Here is a 20612-nt window from a genome sequence, read left to right as displayed (position 1 = left end):
CGGATTCTATGGTGTTAATTGCTGAAACGACGTTGACAATCACACTTCGGAATCATCGCCCGCTTCCCCCTATTGTGGGTGGAGGCTGATAGGCTATGTTGACAATTAGTTCCTCAAATGTAACTAAAAGGTTAACTATAATGTCGAACACATTCCGAATTTCTCTGATTACCGCTACCGTCCTGTTCTCCGCTTCTGCGCTGTCTGCCCTGCCGCAGGGCTATCCGGCTGAGTATCAAAAGGTTGTCGATGCCGCCACGAAAGAGGGCAAAGTTGTCATCTACTCCACCACCGACACCAAAGCCGCCGGGCCGCTGATCGAAGGCTTCGAAAAAACGTATCCAGGCATCAAAGTTGAATATAACGACATGAACAGCACGGAACTGTACAACCGTTTTATCAGCGAACAGGCCTCCGGTGGCGGGAGCGGTGATGTGGTCTGGAGCTCGTCCATGGACACCGGACTGAAGCTCGCCGCTGACTACGCTATGGAGTACAAATCGCCGGAGCAGAGCCAGCTGCCGAAATGGGCGGTCTGGAAAGATAAGGCGTACGGCACCACCTATGAGCCGGTGGTCTTTATCTACAACAAACGCCTGATCCCGGCCGGTGACGTGCCGGATTCACACGCCGCGCTGGCGAAGCTGATTGCCAGCCAGACGGATAAATTCAAGAGTAAAGTCACCACCTATGACATTGAGAAATCGGGTCTTGGTTTTATGCTCTCAGTGCAGGATCACAAGGCCGATCCAAATTACTTTAAAACCCTGGCCGACGTTGCCAAAGGTGGCTTAGCGGTGCAGTCGTCTACCGGCACCATGATGGAGAGGGTCTCCTCCGGTGAAAACCTGATCGGCTTCAATATCCTTGGTTCTTACGCTGAAGCGCGTGCGAAGAACGACCCGTCGCTCGGCATATCCTATCCAAAAGATTACACCCTGGTGCTGTCGCGCGTGTCGTTCATCAGCCAGCAGGCGCAAAACAGCAATGCGGCAAAACTGTGGCTGGACTATGTGCTGTCTGAAAAAGGCCAAAGCATCCTGGCAAATCAGGCGGACATTCCATCCATTCGTAACGATATCGAAGGCAAAAACGATATCGACGGCCTGACCAAAATCCTCGGCAATGCGCTGAAGCCGATCCCGGTTGATGAATCGCTGCTGGAGTATCTGCAACCGAAGAAACGCCTGGAGTACATCAAAGAGTGGCGTGCAGCCGCCGCCAAATAAGCGTCCTGGCGCGGCGGCGTGCGCCGTCGCGCGTCTGTTCATCTGACTGAGTTCATTTTTCCGGGCTGCAACACCAGGGATACCCCATGAATACATTACGCAGAAAGTGGCAAAGCCTGCCGCGCGGTATTGTCGTGTTGATAACCGCCCTGGTTATCTATACGCCACTGTCGTTTATCGTGATACAGAGCTTCCTGTCCGCTCCGTTCTTTTCCCCGGCAAAAGAGTGGAGCCTTGAATCATTTGGTTTTATCTTCACCGACCCTGATTTCTACAAGGCCCTGAGAAGCGGCTTTCTTCTCGCGTTCGGGCTGGTCATCATTGCCATTCCGCTGGGTGGCGTGCTGGCGTTTCTGATAGTGCGTACCGATCTGCCAGGCCGACGCCTGATCGAACCGCTGATCCTGGTCCCGATTTTCGTTTCACCGATGGTGCTGGGTTTTGGCTATGTGGTGGCTGCCGGTCCGGTGGGCTTCCTGTCCCTGTGGGCACAGGCGCTGATCGGCTTTGTGCCGTGGAACATCTATGACATGTCGAGCATCGTGGTCATTGCCGGCCTGACGCATGTTCCGCATGCCTATCTCTATATTTCCTCCGCGCTGCGTAGCGTGGGCTCCGATGTGGAAGAAGCCGCGCGCACCGCGGGCGCCTCTCCACTGCAGGTGATGACCTCCGTCAGCCTGCCGATGGTGCGGCCATCCATCCTGTACGCCATCGTGCTGCTGTTCTTCCTCGGGCTGGAAGTGTTTGGTCTGATGCTGGTACTTGGCGATCCGGAAGGCAACATGGTGCTGGCGACCTATCTGTACCAACTGACGAACAAGCTCGGAACGCCTTCCTATCATCTGATGGCGGCGGTCGCCGTGGTGCTGATTTGCATCACTATCCCGCTGGTCATGCTCCAGCGTCGCCTGATGCGCACCGCCAACCGCTTTGTCACCATGAAAGGGAAAGCCTCTCAGGCTCGCGCGTTACCACTGGGTAAATGGCGCTGGGTGGCCGGGGCGGTGGTCGCCTTCTGGCTGACTGTCACCATCGGTGTTCCCCTGCTTGGCGTGGTGCTGCGCGCGTTCATCTCCAACTGGGGGGTGGGCGTTTCACTGTGGGATGAGCTTTCGCTGAGTACCTTTCACACCATCTGGGCGCAGCCTAACCTGCTGCGCGCCATCGTCAACTCGATGTCGATTGGCGTGATTGGCGGCGCACTGGCCGTCGCGTGCTACCTGTTTGTTGGTATTGCCATGCACCGTAAACCGGACAACACCACGCGGTTCCTGGATTACAGCGTGCTGGTGCCGCGCGCCGTGCCGGGATTGCTGGCGGGTCTGGCCTTTTTGTGGGTGTTTCTCTTCCTGCCGATGTGGCTGGATAACGCCCTGAAATCCGGCTGGCTTTCCGGATTCGTCTGGACCGACTGGATGCGCGAAAACGTCATCGTCTGGCTGCGCTCGCTGCGCAGCACCATTTTCAGCGTCTGGCTGGCTTATACCGTGGTGTGGATGGCTTACGGACTGAGGCTCATCTCTTCCACGCTGTTGCAGGTGGGGCCGGAGCTTGAAGAGGCGGCGCGCAGCACCGGCGCGACGCGCGGCCAGATCACCCGCCATGTCACCATTCCGCTCTCCCGCTACGGGCTTATCGGCTCATGGCTGCTGATGTTCCTGATCTTTGAGCGCGAATATTCAACCGGTGTGTACCTGCTCTCCCCCGGCACGGAAACCATCGGCTCGATGCTGGTTTCCCTGTGGGCCGCGGGTGCAATTGATATCGTGGCGGCGCTCTCTTTCATTAATATCCTGCTGGTCGTGGTAGGTCTGGGCATTGCCCTTCGTTTCGGAGTGAAATTACATGATTGAATTAGCGGTTGACGATCTGCACTTAACCTACGGCGACAATCCTGTTTTAAAAGGGGTCTCCATGAACCTGAAACGCGGCGAAGTGATCTCCCTGCTGGGCCCTTCCGGCAGCGGCAAAACCACCCTGCTGCGCGCCGTCGCGGGTCTGGAAAAACCGACCCAGGGGTCGATTGTCATTGGCCAAAATAAAGTTTACGACGGTACGCCGCGCAGCGAGGTTCCGGCGGAGGAGCGTAACCTGGGGCTGGTGTTCCAGTCCTACGCCTTGTGGCCGCACAAAACCGTGTTTGAAAACGTGGCCTATCCGCTCAAGTTGCGTAAAGTCCCGGCTAAAGAGATCCAGCAGCGCGTACAGGATGTGCTGGACCAGCTGGGTCTCGGCCATCTTGGTAAACGTCACCCGCACCAGCTCTCCGGCGGGCAGCAGCAGCGCGTGGCGATTGGCCGGGCGCTGGTCTATAACCCGCCGGTGATTTTGCTGGACGAGCCGCTGTCCAACCTCGATGCCAAACTGCGCGAAGAGGCCCGCGTATTTCTTCGCGAGCTGATCATTAAGCTCGGGTTATCCGCGCTGATGGTGACGCACGACCAGAACGAAGCGATGTCGATTTCTGACCGCATCCTGCTGCTCAACAACGGTAAAATTGAGCAACAGGGTACACCGCAGGAGATGTACGGTTCGCCGAAAACGCTGTTTACGGCCGAGTTTATGGGCAGTAATAACCGCCTGCATGGCAAAATCACCGAAGTACGCGACGGCAAAGCACGCATTGAAGGAAAAGACTGGGTGCTCTGGGGCCAGGCGGGTGAAGGAGTACAGAGCGGTAATGAGGCTACGGCGGTGATCCGCGTCGAGCGCGTGGCGGTGGTCGAGGGGCCGGGGGAAAATCAGCTTGCGCTGCCGCTCCTCACCAGCATGTATCTTGGCGACCGCTGGGAGTACCTGTTCCGCACGGCGGGGGATGATTATGTGATCCGCGCTTACGAGAATGAGCTTCGCGACCCGCAGCATTGTCATCTATCGCTGCCAGAGAAGCATGTCTGGATATTCCCGAAAAACTAGAGAAATCGGCCTGCCATTCAGTGGCTAAACGGGATGGCAGGCCGACATTCAAAGCGCGAATGCGCTCCTCCATACTTATTTCAATCGCTTACCTGTTTCATCAACGACTTTCTCGCCGTCTTCCTTCGCGAAAGCCGCTTTCTGCGCATCCGGAAGAATATCCAGAACCACTTCTGAAGGACGGCACAGTTTGGTTCCCAGCGGCGTCACGACAATAGGCCGGTTAATCAGGATCGGATGCTGCAGCATAAAGTCGATTAACCGATCGTCAGTAAACTTATCTTCCGCCAGCCCCAGTTCTTCATAAGGCTCGACATTTTTACGCAGCAGTGCCCGTACCGTGATCCCCATATCTGCAATGAGTTTGACCAGTTCATCGCGAGACGGCGGATTCTCCAGGTAATGAATGACGGTCGGCTCATTTCCGCTGTTGCGGATCATCTCCAGCGTATTACGGGACGTACCGCAGGCCGGGTTGTGATAAATAGTGATGTTGCTCATAACAGTATCTCATTACAAAGTGAAAGAGAGACGTAGCGCCAGCGCGGCCAGCGTTACAAATAGCACAGGCAGAGTCATAACGATCCCGGTGCGGAAATAATATCCCCAGGTAATCGTCATGTTCTTCTGTGAAAGGACATGCAGCCAGAGCAGCGTTGCCAGGCTCCCAATAGGGGTGATTTTTGGCCCCAGGTCGCAGCCAATCACGTTGGCGTAGATCATCGCCTCTTTGATAACACCGGTTGCGGTGCTGCCATCAATAGAGAGCGCCCCAACCAGCACGGTCGGCATGTTATTCATGATGGAAGACAGGAAAGCCGTCAGGAAGCCGGTACCCAGCGTCGCGGCCCAGAGTCCTTTATCCGCCAGCACGTTCAGCACACCTGAAAGGTATTCGGTAAGCCCGGCGTTGCGCAGACCGTAGACCACCAGGTACATCCCCAGCGAGAAGATGACGATCTGCCAGGGTGCGCCATGCAGCACTTTGCCCGTGTTAATGGCATGGCCGCGTTTCGCCACGGCAAACAGGATGACGGCCCCCACCGCCGCAATCGCGCTCACCGGAATACCGAGCGGCTCAAGGACGAAAAAACCTACCAGCAACAGAATTAAAACGACCCAGCCGGTACGAAACGTCGCCGGATCTTTAATCGCTTTTGCCGGTGTCTTAAGAAGAGACAGCTCGTAAGTCGGCGGGATATCTTTGCGAAAGAACAGATGCAGCATCACAAGCGTGGTGACAATGGCTGCAATATCGACCGGAACCATCACCGACGCGTATTCGGTGAACCCCAGACCGAAGAAGTCTGCCGAAACAATATTCACCAGGTTTGACACAATAAGCGGCAGGCTGGCGGTATCGGCAATAAAGCCGGCGGCCATCACGAATGCCAGCGTGGTGCCTTTGCTGAACCCTAATGCCAGCAGCATGGCAATCACGATCGGTGTCAGAATAAGAGCAGCACCGTCGTTGGCAAACAGTGCAGCCACCGCTGCGCCGAGCAGAACGATATAGGTAAAGAGCAAACGGCCCCGACCGTTTCCCCAACGCGAAACATGCAGCGCTGCCCATTCGAAAAAGCCGGATTCATCAAGCAGCAGGCTAATAATAATGACGGCAATAAACGTTGCCGTCGCGTTCCAGACGATATTCCACACCACCGGAATATCGCCTAAATGCACAACGCCTGAAATTAAAGCCAGGGCTGCGCCCAGCGTCGCGCTCCAGCCAATTCCCACCCCCTTCGGCTGCCAGATAACCAAAACAAGGGTCAGGACAAAAATAGCGCCTGCCAGTAACATAAAACCTCCTGACAGGGCGGCTCTTCCGCCCTGTATTAACCAATAAATTAACGCATCAACGCTCTGAGCTTTTCGATACCGGCAGGCTCTGACGCCAGTAACGGAATAAGCGCTATACGGTCAGCATGCTGATGCTTAACCGCCTCAATCTGCGGCAATTCCTGCCGGGCGCGCTGGCAAAGCAATGGAGAATGCGTATCCGCAATAGAAAGGCTGTTATTGATAATCCAGCCCCACGGATGAATCCCCGCGCGTTCAAGATCGGCCTGCAAATTCGCTGCCTCCAGCACTGGAGTGGTTTCCGGAAGCGTAACCAGCAGCACTTTGGTTCGCTCCGGGTCCTGAAGCTGCATCATCGGGGTAGTAAAATGGCCTTTGTCGCCCATTTTTTTGGCAATTTCGCGGTGATAAGCCCCGGTTGCATCCAGCAGCAACAGCGTATGCCCCGTGGGAGCCGTATCCATCACCACAAACCGCTTACCTGCTTCGCGGATCACGCGAGAAAATGCCTGGAAGACGGCGATCTCTTCAGTACAGGGGGAACGTAAATCTTCTTCCAGTAGCCGTTTCCCTGCTTCGTCCAGATCTTTTCCCTTCGTCTCAAGGACATGCCGGCGATAGCGTTCGGTTTCCTCGTGTGGGTTGATCCGGCTGACCTGCAGGTTATTCAGGCTGCCATTTAGCGTTGTGCTGAGATGTGCGGCGGGATCGGAGGTGGCGAGATGGACATCAAACCCCATGTCTGCCAGCCTGACGGCGACGGCAGCCGCCATCGTGGTTTTACCCACGCCACCTTTGCCCATCAGCATAATCAGGCCGTGTTCGTTACGGGCGATATCCTCTACCAGGCCAGAGAGCGATGCGTTTTCAGGCGTATCCAGGGCGTTCGTTGCAGGGAGCGGTAATGCCTCAGAACGGCTGTCCAGCAGGCCCTTTAATGCCGACACGCCAACCATGTTGACGGGTTGCAGTAATAAGGTATCTGTCGGCAGCCCGGATAAACCGGCAGGAAGATTTGCCAGGGCCTCTTGCTCCCGTTGCCATATCGCAGCAGCCAGTGCGTCATGTTCCGCTTCGGCTGCAGGCAAAATGCCATTAATCACCAGATACTGGTTTTTCAGGCCAATCGCAGCCAGTTCTTCATGGGTGCGGGCGACTTCCTGCAAAGTGGATTTCTGCAGTCGTGCAACCAGAACCAGACGGGTACGCGCAGGGTCGGATAACGCCTCTACCGCGTGTGCGTACTGCTCACGCTGTTTTTCCAGCCCGGCCATCGGGCCGAGACAGGAAGCACCGTCCGGGTTACTTTCAATGAAGCTACTCCATGCACCGGGAAGCTGGAGCAGGCGGATCGTGTGGCCCGTCGGCGCTGTATCAAAAATGATGTGATCGAAGCGGGTCAGCAGGGAAGCGTCTGTCAATAAACCGGTGAACTCATCGAACGCCGCAATCTCAGTCGTACAGGCGCCGGAAAGCTGCTCGCTGATGCTGTTAACGACGTCATCAGGCAAAAGCCCCTTAACAGGATCAACGATTCTGGCGCGATACTGCTGGGCAGCTTCCTGTGGGTCAATCTCCAGAGCGGAAAGCCCGGGAACGGCATTAACAGAGTGGATCGTGTTACCGATAGTTTGATCAAAGACCTGGCCGACATTGGAAGCGGGATCGGTACTCACCAGCAATACCCGCTTACCCCGTCCCGCCAGGCGGATAGCCGTCGCGCAGGAAATGGAGGTTTTGCCCACACCGCCCTTTCCGGTAAAAAACAGGTAAGGCGGGATATTCTGTAAGAATTTCATATGTCCTCCCGACATACTTAGCAACAGGAAGTCTTCCCACCACAGCAGCCGGTGGGCGCCAGGCCCACTTTTTCCAGCGGGATCCCAAACCAGCGAGCCAGCTCAGCGCGTTTTGGATATCGCCCGGCCATTACCGTTTCACCGTCCAGCAACAGCAGCGGAAGCCCTTCTGCTCCCGAGGCTTCAAGGAAGGCTTTCGCTTTTTCGTTCTGAACGAAGCTCATGGGCTGCTGCGCCAGGTTGTAACGTTCCACCTGTACGCCGCGTCCTTTCAACCACTGCACATCCGCAGAAAAATCAACCAGAACCTGATCGACATCTGAACCACATACGCCGGTACTGCAGCACAATGCCGGGTCAAACACCGTTAACGTTTTCATTCTGAACACCTCACATTTGAAAAATCATATATGTTCAGGCAAATTTTTTTTAGAGACAAATAGCCTTACCGCTACCAGAGCAATTTGCCGTTGCCAGCTTACGGGCGATGGCCTGTACGTCGTCCTGCTGGCTTAACCAGGCTTGCTCAATCACCTGAGCAGCCCATGACGGAATATGCGGGGAAAGACGATAGTGAACCCACTTGCCCTGCTTACGATCCTGCAATAGCCCACTTTCCCGTAGCATTGCCAGATGACGGGAGATCTTGGGCTGCGACTGATCCAGTGCCGTGCAGAGATCGCATACGCACAACTCTCCCATCTCTCTGAGCAGCAGTACGATGCCCAGACGGGTTTCATCGGAGAGGTATTTGAAGAGTTGTAAGGATGTTAGTGACATCAAACCTCCTGAGTATTTACCAACAGGATACCCGGCATGAACGAAAACTCAATACACATTCGGAAAAACACATATGTTTTTAATAATGGGTTTGAATCACGACGGATGCTTTACGTCTTATAAGGGGGAGGAAATTATTAGAATCACTAATACCCGATTAAAATTAGTTACTTGCCCCATCCGATCTCACCAGTAATAATACCGCCCAGAAACGTTACCAGGATAATAATCACTCACCAAAACAAAATGAAAATCTTTTTAGAAATAGTGGCGCTGTCAGTGCTATGGCTCGTCATCGGCTGGATCTTCTGTCGAGCATGGATGCGAGGCTGCAACGGGGAAGATAAATGATCAGATTGTCGCTTGAGGAAGTATTAGAAGGACTTGAACGTCATAGCTTTATCTTTGAAGACGAACAACAGCATTCTCTGATCGTATTTATACTCTCCAGCATTTACGCCCAGGCATCACAAAACACCGGAGGTCAGCCTACCTAATGAAATGGCTAATCGGTAGCGGTGTTGTGTTAATAATCCTGTGGTTGGTTTTAGTGACACTGCTACTGCGTAGAACCAAACACGACAGTATGAAAACCATCCTTAGCTACGTGAAAGACGATGACCAACTCCCGTAAAGCCACAGCCTGGACAATGACCACAACAGATTACCCGCGTTACCAATCATGATATTACAGGGATTAATTTTCCTTAAAGAGAAAAATAAGACGCACGGAGAAAAGTCATAATAAGAAAACACAAATAGCACACAAACAATTCAATATAAAAATATCATTCAAACATATATAAAAATAATTTCATAGGATCAACTATGCGTAATAATATATTGGTGTTATTGGTTTCTACATTGGTTTTGTCTGGTTGTGCCACCCAAAAACAAATGGTGCCGATGGGAGGTTCAAAAGCTGATGGTACTGTGAGGATGGGCTTTGATTATGGTTTGTTTGAAAAGCCTGTGCTCGATAAGAATCAGGCAATCGCAGCAGCGGAACAACGATGTAAAGCATGGGGTTACTCTGGGACTGAACCTTTCGGGGGTACAACTCAAACCTGTAATCAACCCTCTTCCAGCGGGTGCGTGGGTTGGCATGTTGAAACTGAATTCCAGTGTATCGGTGAAATCAAGAAGTAAAAACCAATCATGTATATGCTCAAGGCCAGTAAATCTGGCCTTTTTCATTGGTTACATTATATCCTAAACTTTCATTCTCTGATTTTAAACAATAGCAGTCGTTTAGCGCCGTCCAACATAAAGCGCCGTAGGCGTATCAGCAGTTTGTCAATTAACCGTTTTCTTATCGAGTACCGAATATTTATGGCTCGGTGAACATCACGGCAGAGCCTGACCCTTTCCCGGTCTGGTTAGGCTTCCCAACATTCGCTCGTTTATCCGTGGCGTATCATCACGACAGGCCGTAACGGGACACCGCGCTATGTGTGGAACGGTTAAAAGTTTATGAGAAAGTGCGATCCGTCGCTGCCTGGTATAGGCTTTGCGTTCATTGTTGGGCTATCGAGGTAAGAACTTGAAACCACCGCCGACGACTGGCTTCACTCTCATTTCACCGAGTAACCATTCATGACAAGTCTCAAAGTAGTGAACTATGGTAGAACGCCTAAGCATGATAGTAAGCACTACTGCATAACATGCTGAAAGAACAGGATATTTTCGAACGGTTCAGTATGGGGAAATTCTGGAGCGGGCGAAGGGAATCGAACCCTCGTATAGAGCTTGGGAAGCTCTCGTTCTACCATTGAACTACGCCCGCTTTGAGGTGCGTAAGGCATTATAGACCTTACGCCTCTTCATACAAGCCTCTTCACCACTAAGTGGCGATAAAATAATCACTTAGCACTTCGGTTTGCTGCCGGGTGCCGGAAGATAACGCTGCGGATCGATGGCCGTCGCCTTATAACGAATCTGGAAGTGCAGCTTCACCGAATCCGTTCCCGTGCTGCCCATGGTGGCAATCTTCTGCCCTGCTTTGACGTTTTGCCCGTTATTGACCAGCATCGTGTCGTTGTGCGCATAGGCCGTGATGTAGTCTTCGCCATGCTTAATCATGATCAGGTTGCCGTAGCCGCGTAGCTGGTTACCGACATAAACCACCTTACCTGCGCCTGAGGCATAAACCGGCGTACCGCGTGCAGCGGCGATATCAATGCCTTTGTTCCCCCCTTCAGACAGGGAGTACGGCAGCACCACTTTACCGCTGGCTGGCCAAATCCAGCAGCGTTGACCGACCGGTGGCCAGGAGGACTGCGGCACCGCATAGGATGGCGTCACTTTAGCGGTTTTGCCTTTTGCAGAGGATTTTTTACCCGAGGTCGAACTGCCGTTAATCTTCAGCTTCTGCCCCACTTCGATGGTATACGGTGGAGAGATGTTATTCAGACGCGCCAGATCCTTCACGCTGGTCCCCGTCGCGCGCGAAATCCGATACAGCGTGTCACCGCGCTTAACGGTGTAGACCGAACCGGAATAGCTGCCCATATCCGAAGATTTACTCCCCGAACAGCCGGCCAGTAATAATGTCAGCGTCAGGCAAAAAATGGCGATGATGGGGTTTCTCGTCAGGCTTCCTGCAAACAAAACAGATCCTCGGTCAGCGTGAATGGCGCCCTATGATACCAGCCCTGGCAGAAATGGGTCAGCCCTTTTCCGCTCTGTGGGTCAAACCGTTCGTATAAGAATGCCGTATAATACTGCTCTGCTGATGGTGCAGAACCATCCGCATCGTTGGCACTGGAGCACGAATGAGTATTCAAGAACACGTTATTTTGGTAAACGACCAGGGAATGGTGATTGGCACTCAGGAAAAGTACGCCGCACACACCACCCAAACCCCTCTGCATCTGGCCTTCTCCTCCTGGCTGTTTAACGCCGAAGGGGAGTGTCTGGTCACCCGACGCGCGCTAAGCAAAAAAGCCTGGCCGGGCGTCTGGACGAATTCCGTCTGCGGGCACCCTCAAACCGGTGAAAAGACAGAAGAGGCGATTATCCGCCGCTGCCGCTATGAGGTTGGCACTGAAATCACGGCGATTACCCCCGTGGCCGCCGAGTTTCGCTACCGCGAAACCGATCCTTCCGGGATTGTGGAAAATGAGATTTGCCCGGTATTCGCGGCACGTATTACCAGCGAACTGCGTATTAATCACGAAGAAGTGATGGAATTTGAATGGGTTGAGCTGGAATCGTTGTTCCAGGCCCTAAACGCCGCGCCCTGGGGGTTCAGCCCGTGGATGGTGCTGGAAGCAACGGTCGCACGAGACGCTTTGAGAGCGTTTGCCGCGCAATAAAAAAGCCCCTAACGGGGCTTTTTTTACATCTTAATGCCTTATTTCACCGGACGCATCGCCGGGAACAGGATCACATCACGGATGGTGTGGCTGTTGGTGAACAGCATGACCATACGGTCGATACCAATACCCAGACCCGCCGTTGGTGGCAGGCCGTGCTCCAGCGCGGTCACGTAGTCTTCGTCGAAGAACATCGCTTCGTCATCGCCCGCTGCTTTCGCATCAACCTGATCCTGGAAGCGCTGCGCCTGATCTTCCGCATCGTTCAGCTCGCTAAAGCCGTTGCCGATTTCACGGCCGCCAATGAAGAATTCGAAACGGTCAGTGATTTCTGGGTTCTCGTCATTACGACGCGCCAGCGGAGACACTTCAGCAGGGTATTCGGTGATGAAGGTCGGCTGAATCAGATGCGCTTCGGCCACTTCTTCGAAGATCTCGGTCACGATACGGCCCAGACCCCAACTCTTCTCTACCTTGATACCGATGCTTTCCGCGATCGCTTTCGCAGAGTCGAAGTTATCCAGATCCGCCATGTTGGTTTCAGGACGGTATTTCTTGATTGCTTCGCGCATGGTCAGTTTTTCGAACGGCTTGCCGAAGTCGAACACTTCTTCACCGTAAGGGACCTGGGTGGTGCCCAGAATGTCCTGCGCCAGGGTACGGAACAGGGATTCGGTCAGCTCGATCAGATCTTTGTAATCTGCATACGCCATATAGAGTTCCATCATGGTGAACTCTGGGTTATGACGAACGGAGATACCTTCGTTACGGAAGTTACGGTTGATCTCGAATACGCGATCAAAGCCACCTACCACCAGACGCTTCAGGTACAGTTCCGGCGCGATACGCAGGTACATGTCCAGGTCCAGGGCGTTATGATGGGTGATGAATGGACGGGCAGACGCACCGCCTGGAATCACCTGCATCATCGGGGTTTCCACTTCCATAAAGTCGCGGTTCACCATGAACTGGCGAATACCGGCCATGATCTGGGAGCGAATTTTGAAGGTCTTGCGGGATTCATCGTTAGAGATGAGATCCAGATAACGCTGACGATAGCGCGCTTCCTGATCCTGCAGGCCGTGGAATTTGTCCGGCAGCGGACGCAGCGCTTTGGTCAGCAGACGCAGCTCGGTACAGTGGATAGACAGTTCACCGGTTTTGGTTTTGAACAGTTTACCTTTCGCGCCAAGGATATCGCCCAGATCCCACTTCTTGAACTGCTCGTTGTAGATGCCTTCCGGCAGATCGTCACGGGAAACATACAGCTGAATACGGCCACCCACGTCCTGCAAAGTCACGAAGGAGGCTTTACCCATAATACGACGGGTCATCATACGGCCAGCAACGGCCACTTCGATGTTCAGCGCTTCCAGCTCTTCGTTCTCTTTACCGTCGAAGTCAGCGTGCAGTTGGTCTGAGGTGTGGTCACGACGAAAATCGTTCGGGAACGGCACGCCCTGCTCACGCAGCGCTGCCAGCTTCTCGCGGCGGGTTTTCAGTTCGTTGTTAAGATCGACTACCGCGTCAGCGCCCTGTGCTTGTTGTTCAGACATGTTGGTTCCTCATAACCCTGCTTTCAAACTTGCTTCGATAAATTGGTCCAGGCTGCCGTCCAGCACCGCCTGCGTGTTACGGGTTTCAACCCCGGTACGCAGGTCTTTGATGCGGGAGTCATCAAGGACGTAAGAACGGATCTGGCTGCCCCAACCGATGTCGGACTTGTTATCTTCCATTGCCTGTTTCTCAGCATTTTTCTTCTGCATCTCCAGCTCATAAAGCTTCGCTTTCATCTGCTTCATGGCCTGGTCTTTGTTCTTATGCTGGGAACGGTCGTTCTGGCATTGTGTTACCAGCCCGGTTGGAATGTGGGTAATACGCACCGCCGATTCCGTACGGTTAACGTGCTGACCACCCGCACCGGAGGCGCGATAAACGTCAATACGCAGGTCCGCCGGGTTAATTTCGATATCAATATCTTCGTCAACTTCCGGGTAAACAAACGCCGAGCTGAAGGAGGTATGGCGACGGCCACCGGAGTCGAACGGGCTCTTACGCACCAGACGGTGAACGCCGGTCTCGGTACGCAGCCAGCCGTAGGCGTAGTCGCCAATGATCTTGATGGTGACGGATTTAATACCGGCCACTTCACCTTCAGACTCTTCGATGATTTCGGTTTTGAAGCCGCGCGCTTCTGCCCAACGCAGGTACATACGCGTCAGCATGCTGGCCCAGTCCTGCGCTTCGGTACCGCCAGAACCTGCCTGAATATCGAGGTAACAGTCAGCGCTGTCGTATTCGCCGGAGAACATACGACGGAATTCCAGCTGCGCCAGCTTCTCTTCCAGCACGTCGAGTTCTGCCACGGCTTCGTTAAAGGTTTCTTCGTCGTCGGCTTCGACGGCCAGCTCGAGCAAACCGGAAACATCTTCCAGCCCCTGAGCCATTTGATCCAGCGTATCTACGATAGCTTCGAGAGAGGAACGCTCTTTACCCAACGCCTGTGCGCGTTCAGGTTCGTTCCAGACGTCCGGCTGTTCCAGCTCGGCGTTTACTTCTTCAAGACGCTCTTTCTTGGCATCGTAGTCAAAGATACCCCCTAAGAACGTCAGAGCGCTCCGTGAGGTCCTGAATACGGTTTTTTACCGGATTAATTTCAAACATGGTCTGTTTTCTTTTATGGACTTGTCAAAATGCGGTGATAAGAGCGGGATTGTACCGAATCCACGCCCTTTTTTATAGAGATTACTGCCGCTAAATTGGCCAGATATTGTCGATGATGATCTGAAGGGTGCGGTTTCCGCGAAACTCGTTGATATCCAGTTTGTATGCCAGTTCGACCTCGAGCACGCCGTTGTCCGGCCAGATGGCCGTATCGACGTTGAAGGCGATGCCGTCCAGCAGCGGTCCGCCGCCAACGGGCTCAACCATGACTTTCAGATGACGCTCGCCGACGATACGTTGCTGAAGCAGGCGGAAACGGCCGTCGAACAGCGGTTCAGGGAACATCTGTCCCCACGGACCGGCATCGCGCAGCATCTGCGCCACGTCCATTGTCATCTCATGCGGTGAGAGCTCGCCGTCGGACACCACTTCTCCCTGCAACAAGGCAGGGTCAATCCAGTCGGTGACCAGTTCACCAAATAGCCGCTGAAATTCGTCAAATTTCGCCTCTTCCAGCGACAGACCCGCCGCCATCGCATGGCCGCCAAATTTGATCATCAGGCCCGGGTACAGCGTATCCAGACGCTCCAGTGCATCACGCATGTGAAGACCCTGAATCGAACGGCCAGAGCCTTTCAGCGTGCCGTCACCAGCGGGGGCAAACGCGATCACCGGGCGGTGGAAGCGCTCTTTAATGCGCGAGGCCAGAATGCCAACCACACCCTGATGCCACTCAGGATGATACATCGCCAGCCCGCCCGGCAGCGTTTCACCGCTGCGTTCGAGTTTTTCGCAAAGGGTCAGCGCTTCGACCTGCATTCCCTGCTCTATCTCTTTACGGGTCTGGTTCAACGCGTCGAGCTCATTGGCCAGGACGCGCGCTTCGCCGATGTTATCGCACAGCAGCAGCGCCACACCGACGGACATATCGTCCAGCCTTCCGGCAGCGTTCAGACGCGGCCCGAGGGCAAAACCCAGATCACTTGCCGCCAGCTTGAGCGGATCGCGGTTGGCAATTTCCAGCAGCGCCTTAATCCCCGGACGGCACTTGCCCGCGCGAATGCGGCTTAAGCCCTGCCAGGTCAAAATACGGTTATTGGTATCGAGCGGCACGACGTCCGCGACGGTACCCAGCGCCACCAGGTCGAGATATTCGGCCAGGTTTGGTATGGCGATACCGCGTGATTCGAACCAGCCCTTATCACGAAGCAGGGTCCGCAGCGCCAGCATCAGATAAAACGCTACCCCCACACCGGCGAGAGATTTTGACGGGAAATCGCAGTCGCGCAGGTTGGGATTGATGATCGCTTCAGCGTCCGGCAATGTTTCACCCGGCAAGTGGTGATCGGTGACCAACACCGGGATCCCCAGCGCGTGCGCATGATCGACACCTGCATGGGAAGAGATCCCGTTATCAACGGTCATGATCATCTGTGCCCCGCGGGCGTGAGCCTGATCGACCACTTCCGGGCTGAGGCCGTAACCGTCTTCAAAGCGGTTCGGCACAAGGTAAGTAACGTTATCGCAGCCCAGCGCGCGCAGACTCAAAACGCTCAAGGCCGTACTGGTTGCGCCATCTGCATCGAAATCCCCTACCACCACAATACGCGTTCCCTCACGGAGCGCGTTGTAGAGCATTTCGATGGCTTTTTCGATGCCGTTGAGCTGCTGCCAGGGCAGCATCCCTTTGACGCTGCGTTCAAGATCCTCAGCACTGCGCACGCCGCGGCTGGCGTAGAGACGCTTCAGCAGGGGTGGGAGATCGTCTGGCAAATCAACCGGTTCAACCGCCTCGCGGCGGCGCAATTTTATCGGGGCTTTCACGCGGATTATTTACCACCAAACTGTTTCTGGTGCGCGTCGAGGAACTCTTTCATCTCTTTTGGTCCCTGGTAACCCGGCACAACATAGCCATTGCTCAGGACAATCGCTGGCGTACCGCTTACGCCAAACTGCACGCCCAGCGCGTAGTGGTTAGCAATATCGATATCGCAGGACGCAGGCTTAACCTCTTTACCGCTCATCGCATCGTCAAACGCTTTGTTGCGATCTTTCGCACACCAAATCGCTTTCATGTCTTGCTCTGGCTGGCTCTGCACGCCTGCACGCGGGAAGGCCAGGTAACGCACGGTAATGCCCAGCGCGTTATAGTCTTTCATCTGCTCATGGAGCTTGTGGCAGTAGCCACAGGTGATGTCGGTGAAGACGGTAATCACATGTTTTTCCTGCGCCGCTTTATAGACGATCATCTCTTTTTCGAGCGCATTCAGGTTTTTCATCAGCAGCTGGTTGGTGACATTGACCGGCTGCGCGCCGCTCACGTCATACATTGGCCCCTGAATAATATGTTTGCCGTCTTCGGTGACATACAGCACGCCGCTGTTAGTCAGTACCGTTTTCATCCCGGCAACCGGTGCAGACTGGATGTCGCTGCTGGTAACGCCCAGTTTAGCCAGTGACTGTTTAATAGCGGCGTCATCCGCATGGGCGAACCCGGTAAAAGAGGCTGCCAGCAGGGTGAACAGCGCGAAAGACTTTTTCATAGTTGATCCCGTTACAATTTGTCGGCACTCACGCACGAGGGTGGTGCTGTTGGTGTAGCTGCCGCAGGCGTTCCGTCGCGACATGGGTGTAAATTTGCGTCGTAGAAAGATCGCTGTGTCCCAGTAGCATCTGCACCACGCGTAAATCTGCGCCGTGGTTTAACAGATGCGTCGCGAAAGCGTGACGCAATACGTGCGGCGAAAGCTTTTCACTGTCGATACCCGCCAGTGTGGCGTAATGCTTGATGCGATGCCAGAACGTTTGTCGTGTCATCTGCTGTGCGCGCTGGCTCGGAAACAGGACGTCGATAGACACGCCATTGAGCAACCATGGACGGCCATGCTCAAGATACGTTTCCAGCCAGTAAACCGCTTCTTCTCCCAGCGGCACCAGCCTTTCCTTATTTCCTTTACCGATGACGCGCACCACGCCCTGACGCAGGCTGATGTCGCTCATCGTCAGGCCAACCAGTTCAGAGACACGCAAACCGGTAGCATACAATAGCTCAAGCATGGCTTTATCGCGTAACTCCAGCGGCAGGTCAACAGCAGGTGACTGTAATAATCTCTCAACTTGTGCTTCGCTGAGATCTTTCGGCAGCCGCTGCGGGAGTTTAGGGGACGCCAGAAGCGCACTCGGCTCGTCTTCCCGAATCTTCTCACGGTAGAGATGCTGGAACAGCCGACGCATCGCGCTGAGCAAGCGTGCAGAACTGGTGGCCTTATAGCCCCCTTCAACCCGTTCCGCGAGCAGCGCCTGAAGGTCGTCGCTTTGCGCACTCGCCAGCGATAATTCGCGACGCGCCAGCCACTCCACCAGCATGGTGAGATCGCGCCGATAGGCACTGAGCGTGTTCTCGGCCAGATTTTTCTCCAGCCACAGCGCATCGAGAAACTGTTCAACGAGTGCGAGATCCTTTTCCACATCGGCCCCTTTGATTCTGCAGTCAGGCCATTATGCCTGATTGCGACCGGTTTCTGGTACACTACGCACAAAGTCAAAGCATGAATTGAGATAGTTACGCGATGAATATTGGTCTTTTCTATGGTTCCAGCACCTGCTACACCGAAATGGCGGCAGAGAAAATTCGCGACATCATTGGCCCCGAACTGGTGACGTTGCATAACCTGAAAGATGACGCGGTCGCGCTGATGGAACAGTACGATGTACTGATCCTCGGCATCCCAACCTGGGATTTTGGTGAGATACAGGAAGACTGGGAAGCTATCTGGGATCAGCTCGATTCAGTCAATCTCGACGGCAAAATCATTGCGATGTACGGCATGGGCGATCAGTTGGGCTACGGCGAATGGTTTCTTGATGCACTTGGCATGCTGCATGACAAACTGGTACCGAAAGGGGCGACGTTTATCGGCTACTGGCCAACCGAAGGATACGAGTTCACCAGTCAAAAACCGATCATTGCCGACGGCCAGCTGTTTGTCGGACTCGCGCTGGATGAAACCAATCAGTACGATCTCAGCGACGAGCGCCTGCAGGCCTGGTGCGAACAGATACTTGGCGAAATGGCAGAAAAATTTAGCTAAGTGGGTTACTCCTGCGTCGGCTGTTGCAACAACATCCGGCGCAGATCTCGCCATTCTGAGGCATCCATACTGTCAGCCGCCAGCCACAGGTGCTGGCAACGCCCGCCGTCCACATTGCGTAACCGTAACATCATGCCGGAGTTGAGCATCCATGGCATGCCCAGAATATCCCACTCTTTTCCCTGCCAGCGCAGGCGGGAATCCATCAGTAACTTGATCTCACCCTGACGAGCATTAATGCGACGCTGGCTGCGTACGCTGTCAAAAACGACAAACGAAAGTAACAGCAGCCACAGCGGCGTATAGCTCAGGGGCCATGGCATGAGTAACACGATGGCCGCAACCAGGCCGTGGAGCATTAACGACATCCACTGCGAGCGCCACGAGACGCGAAGATCAGATTGCCACAGGACCACGTTCCCGATTCCGTGTTTGAATTAATTGCACCATCCGTTGCAACTCGGTGTCGGCGGGTTTGCCGTGGTTCATCAGCCAGTTGAATAAATCTGGATCGTCAGACTCAAGCAGGCGAACAAACAGCCGCTTATCATCATCGCTTAAGCTGTCATACTCATATTCGAAGAAAGGCATGATGGAAATATCAAGTTCACGCATGCCGCGACGGCATGCCCAGTGAATACGGGCCTTGTTGTTAATATCCATGTTCAGTTTCCTGCATTACGTTTGGCACAGTCGGGCCCCCGTTCAGTGTTCTTTATTTCTCTACGGGGACACCAGCTAGTGTAACGTGTTTTTGACCGTTTCATTACTGGAATATTGCGATCAACGAGCAGGCTTCCAGAATAACACCTACAAAGACAGCGGATTACACTATTTTGCGTAGCGCTACGCATAACCGGTTTATGGCACAAATGGTCTGCTGAAAGCGCTTGCATTGCCAGCAGGCTCTTTTACCATTAGGCATTATCAAAGCGTTAAGCAATTCAGGATATCGTTATGGCATTTACACCATTTTCTCCTCGCCAGCCCGCCGCCTCTGCGCGTCTGCCGCTGACGCTTATTTCTCTTGATGACTGGGCGCTGGCGACGCTCGCCGGCGCCGACGCCGAAAAATACCTCCAGGGCCAGGTCACCGCCGACGTCAGCCAGATGACCGAACACCAGCACCTGCTGGCGGCGCATTGTGACCCCAAAGGCAAAATGTGGAGCAATCTGCGTCTTTTCCGCCGTCAGGACGGTTTTGCCTTTATTGAACGCCGCAGCCTGCGAGATGCGCAGCTCAAAGAGCTGAAAAAGTATGCAGTCTTTTCCAAAGTCACTATCGTCCCGGACGACGAACATGTTCTGCTGGGCGTGGCGGGCTTCCAGGCACGTGCCGCGCTGAAAAATCTGTTTGCTGAGCTGCCGGATGCAGAAAAACAGGTCGTCAGCGAGGGGGCCACCTCCATCCTGTGGTTTGAACATCCGGCGGAGCGCTTCCTGCTTGTCACGGATGCCGCAACCGCCGAACGCGTCACCGAAGCACTGCGCGGCGAAGCGCAGCTCAACAACAGCCAGCAGTGGCTGGCGCTGAATATTGAAGCCGGTCTGCCGGTCATTGACGCCGCCAACAGCGCGCAGTTTATTCCACAAGCCACTAACCTGCAGGCGCTGGGCGGCATCAGCTTTAAAAAAGGCTGTTACACCGGCCAGGAGATGGTGGCGCGTGCAAAATTCCGTGGGGCAAATAAACGTGCACTGTGGACACTGGCAGGTCATGCCAGCCGCGTACCGGAAGCGGGTGAAGATTTAGAGCTGAAAATGGGCGATAACTGGCGCCGTACCGGCACCGTGTTAGCCGCCGTACAGCTGGATGATGGTCGTCTTTTAGTCCAGGCCGTCATGAACAACGACATGGAAGCCGACAGCGTGTTCCGCGTGCGTGATGATGCGAATACGTTGAGTATTGAGCCGTTACCGTATTCGCTGGAAGAGTGATGCTGTATCGCCCGGTGGCGCTGCGCTTACCGGGCCTACCGATCCCGTAGGTCGGGTAAGGCGAAGCCGCCA

At 54.3% G+C, this 20612-nt stretch carries 20 protein-coding genes and 1 tRNA gene; 7 read left to right on the top strand and 14 right to left on the bottom strand.

Annotated elements, in window-relative coordinates; translation table 11 throughout:
- The first annotated feature begins 140 nt into the window (after positions 1-140).
- From O1723_RS04225 to O1723_RS04215, 3 genes are all read left to right on the top strand, one after another.
- Positions 141-1229, top strand: a complete 1089-nt coding sequence (locus tag O1723_RS04225) for an ABC transporter substrate-binding protein (protein ID WP_014885105.1) — start codon at positions 141-143, stop codon at positions 1227-1229.
- Positions 1230-1315: 86 nt separating this feature from the next.
- Positions 1316-3085 (top strand): ABC transporter permease, encoded by a 1770-nt coding sequence (locus tag O1723_RS04220; protein WP_038421025.1) that lies wholly within the window; start codon positions 1316-1318, stop codon positions 3083-3085.
- Positions 3078-4148: an ABC transporter ATP-binding protein gene (locus tag O1723_RS04215; RefSeq protein ID WP_023337721.1), complete on the top strand. Its 1071-nt coding sequence runs from the start codon at positions 3078-3080 to the stop codon at positions 4146-4148. The genes O1723_RS04220 and O1723_RS04215 overlap by 8 nt, the downstream gene beginning before the upstream one ends.
- A 75-nt stretch (positions 4149-4223) precedes the next feature.
- Here O1723_RS04215 and arsC read toward each other — a convergent pair whose 3' ends face one another.
- The 5 genes from arsC to arsR are packed head-to-tail and all read right to left on the bottom strand — an operon-like array spanning position 4224 to position 8530.
- Positions 4224-4649 (bottom strand): glutaredoxin-dependent arsenate reductase, encoded by a 426-nt coding sequence (gene arsC, locus O1723_RS04210; RefSeq protein ID WP_014885108.1) that lies wholly within the window; start codon positions 4647-4649, stop codon positions 4224-4226.
- 12 nt (positions 4650-4661) lie between these two features.
- Positions 4662-5951: an arsenite efflux transporter membrane subunit ArsB gene (gene arsB / locus O1723_RS04205; RefSeq protein ID WP_014885109.1), complete on the bottom strand. Its 1290-nt coding sequence runs from the start codon at positions 5949-5951 to the stop codon at positions 4662-4664.
- 47 nt (positions 5952-5998) lie between these two features.
- On the bottom strand, positions 5999-7750 hold the full coding sequence (gene arsA, locus O1723_RS04200) for an arsenite efflux transporter ATPase subunit ArsA (protein WP_479983860.1): 1752 nt from the start codon (positions 7748-7750) through the stop codon (positions 5999-6001).
- Positions 7751-7767: 17 nt separating this feature from the next.
- Positions 7768-8130, bottom strand: a complete 363-nt coding sequence (gene arsD / locus O1723_RS04195) for an arsenite efflux transporter metallochaperone ArsD (RefSeq protein WP_014885111.1) — start codon at positions 8128-8130, stop codon at positions 7768-7770.
- 49 nt (positions 8131-8179) lie between these two features.
- Positions 8180-8530, bottom strand: a complete 351-nt coding sequence (arsR, locus tag O1723_RS04190; RefSeq protein ID WP_014885112.1) for an As(III)-sensing metalloregulatory transcriptional repressor ArsR — start codon at positions 8528-8530, stop codon at positions 8180-8182.
- 828 nt (positions 8531-9358) lie between these two features.
- Here arsR and yecR point away from each other — a divergent pair.
- Complete coding sequence (gene yecR / locus O1723_RS04185) at positions 9359-9679, top strand: YecR family lipoprotein (protein WP_023338763.1); 321 nt, start codon at positions 9359-9361, stop codon at positions 9677-9679.
- Between the two features lie 563 nt (positions 9680-10242).
- On the opposite strand, the gene O1723_RS04180 is transcribed toward yecR, so the two are convergent.
- Together O1723_RS04180 and actS are read right to left on the bottom strand one after the other, a co-directional pair.
- Positions 10243-10316, bottom strand: a tRNA-Gly gene (locus tag O1723_RS04180).
- Between the two features lie 80 nt (positions 10317-10396).
- Positions 10397-11140 (bottom strand): amidase activator ActS, encoded by a 744-nt coding sequence (gene actS, locus O1723_RS04175; protein WP_023338764.1) that lies wholly within the window; start codon positions 11138-11140, stop codon positions 10397-10399.
- A 164-nt stretch (positions 11141-11304) separates the two neighbouring features.
- Here actS and idi point away from each other — a divergent pair, with 164 nt between their 5' ends.
- Complete coding sequence (gene idi, locus O1723_RS04170; protein ID WP_248190694.1) at positions 11305-11847, top strand: isopentenyl-diphosphate Delta-isomerase; 543 nt, start codon at positions 11305-11307, stop codon at positions 11845-11847.
- Positions 11848-11885: 38 nt separating this feature from the next.
- On the opposite strand, the gene lysS is transcribed toward idi, so the two are convergent.
- The 5 genes from lysS to xerD all read right to left on the bottom strand — a co-directional run bounded on the left by lysS (position 11886) and on the right by xerD (position 17979).
- The gene (gene lysS / locus O1723_RS04165) at positions 11886-13403 is read right to left on the bottom strand and encodes a lysine--tRNA ligase (protein ID WP_014885130.1); all 1518 of its coding nucleotides are present in this window, start codon (positions 13401-13403) and stop codon (positions 11886-11888) included.
- 9 nt (positions 13404-13412) lie between these two features.
- Positions 13413-14511, bottom strand: a protein-coding gene (prfB, locus tag O1723_RS04160) for a peptide chain release factor 2 (protein WP_096059326.1) whose coding sequence is annotated in 2 segments (ribosomal slippage) — positions 13413-14435 and positions 14437-14511 — 1098 coding nt in all. Because the reading frame shifts where the segments join, the coding sequence is not laid out codon by codon here.
- A gap of 90 nt (positions 14512-14601) precedes the next feature.
- Positions 14602-16335, bottom strand: a complete 1734-nt coding sequence (gene recJ, locus O1723_RS04155) for a single-stranded-DNA-specific exonuclease RecJ (RefSeq protein WP_248190696.1) — start codon at positions 16333-16335, stop codon at positions 14602-14604.
- A gap of 5 nt (positions 16336-16340) precedes the next feature.
- Positions 16341-17054: a bifunctional protein-disulfide isomerase/oxidoreductase DsbC gene (gene dsbC, locus O1723_RS04150; RefSeq protein WP_014885133.1), complete on the bottom strand. Its 714-nt coding sequence runs from the start codon at positions 17052-17054 to the stop codon at positions 16341-16343.
- Between the two features lie 28 nt (positions 17055-17082).
- A complete protein-coding gene (gene xerD / locus O1723_RS04145; protein WP_023337727.1) occupies positions 17083-17979 on the bottom strand; it encodes a site-specific tyrosine recombinase XerD in 897 nt (298 codons plus the stop codon).
- A 101-nt stretch (positions 17980-18080) separates the two neighbouring features.
- Between xerD and fldB the strand changes: the two genes are divergently transcribed.
- On the top strand, positions 18081-18602 hold the full coding sequence (gene fldB / locus O1723_RS04140; RefSeq protein WP_014885135.1) for a flavodoxin FldB: 522 nt from the start codon (positions 18081-18083) through the stop codon (positions 18600-18602).
- A gap of 5 nt (positions 18603-18607) precedes the next feature.
- On the opposite strand, the gene O1723_RS04135 is transcribed toward fldB, so the two are convergent.
- Positions 18608-19018 (bottom strand): protein YgfX, encoded by a 411-nt coding sequence (locus O1723_RS04135; protein ID WP_014885136.1) that lies wholly within the window; start codon positions 19016-19018, stop codon positions 18608-18610.
- Positions 18999-19265, bottom strand: a complete 267-nt coding sequence (gene sdhE, locus O1723_RS04130; protein ID WP_010435322.1) for an FAD assembly factor SdhE — start codon at positions 19263-19265, stop codon at positions 18999-19001. Before sdhE ends, O1723_RS04135 begins: the two co-directional genes overlap by 20 nt.
- 294 nt (positions 19266-19559) lie before the next feature.
- Here sdhE and ygfZ point away from each other — a divergent pair, with 294 nt between their 5' ends.
- Positions 19560-20540, top strand: a complete 981-nt coding sequence (gene ygfZ, locus O1723_RS04125; RefSeq protein WP_023337728.1) for a tRNA-modifying protein YgfZ — start codon at positions 19560-19562, stop codon at positions 20538-20540.
- Positions 20541-20612: the final 72 nt, after the last annotated feature.

It is taken from the genome of Enterobacter cloacae complex sp. HYC080_NIDB, from assembly GCF_056673325.1.
This window is presented reverse-complemented; position numbering and strand designations above follow the sequence as displayed.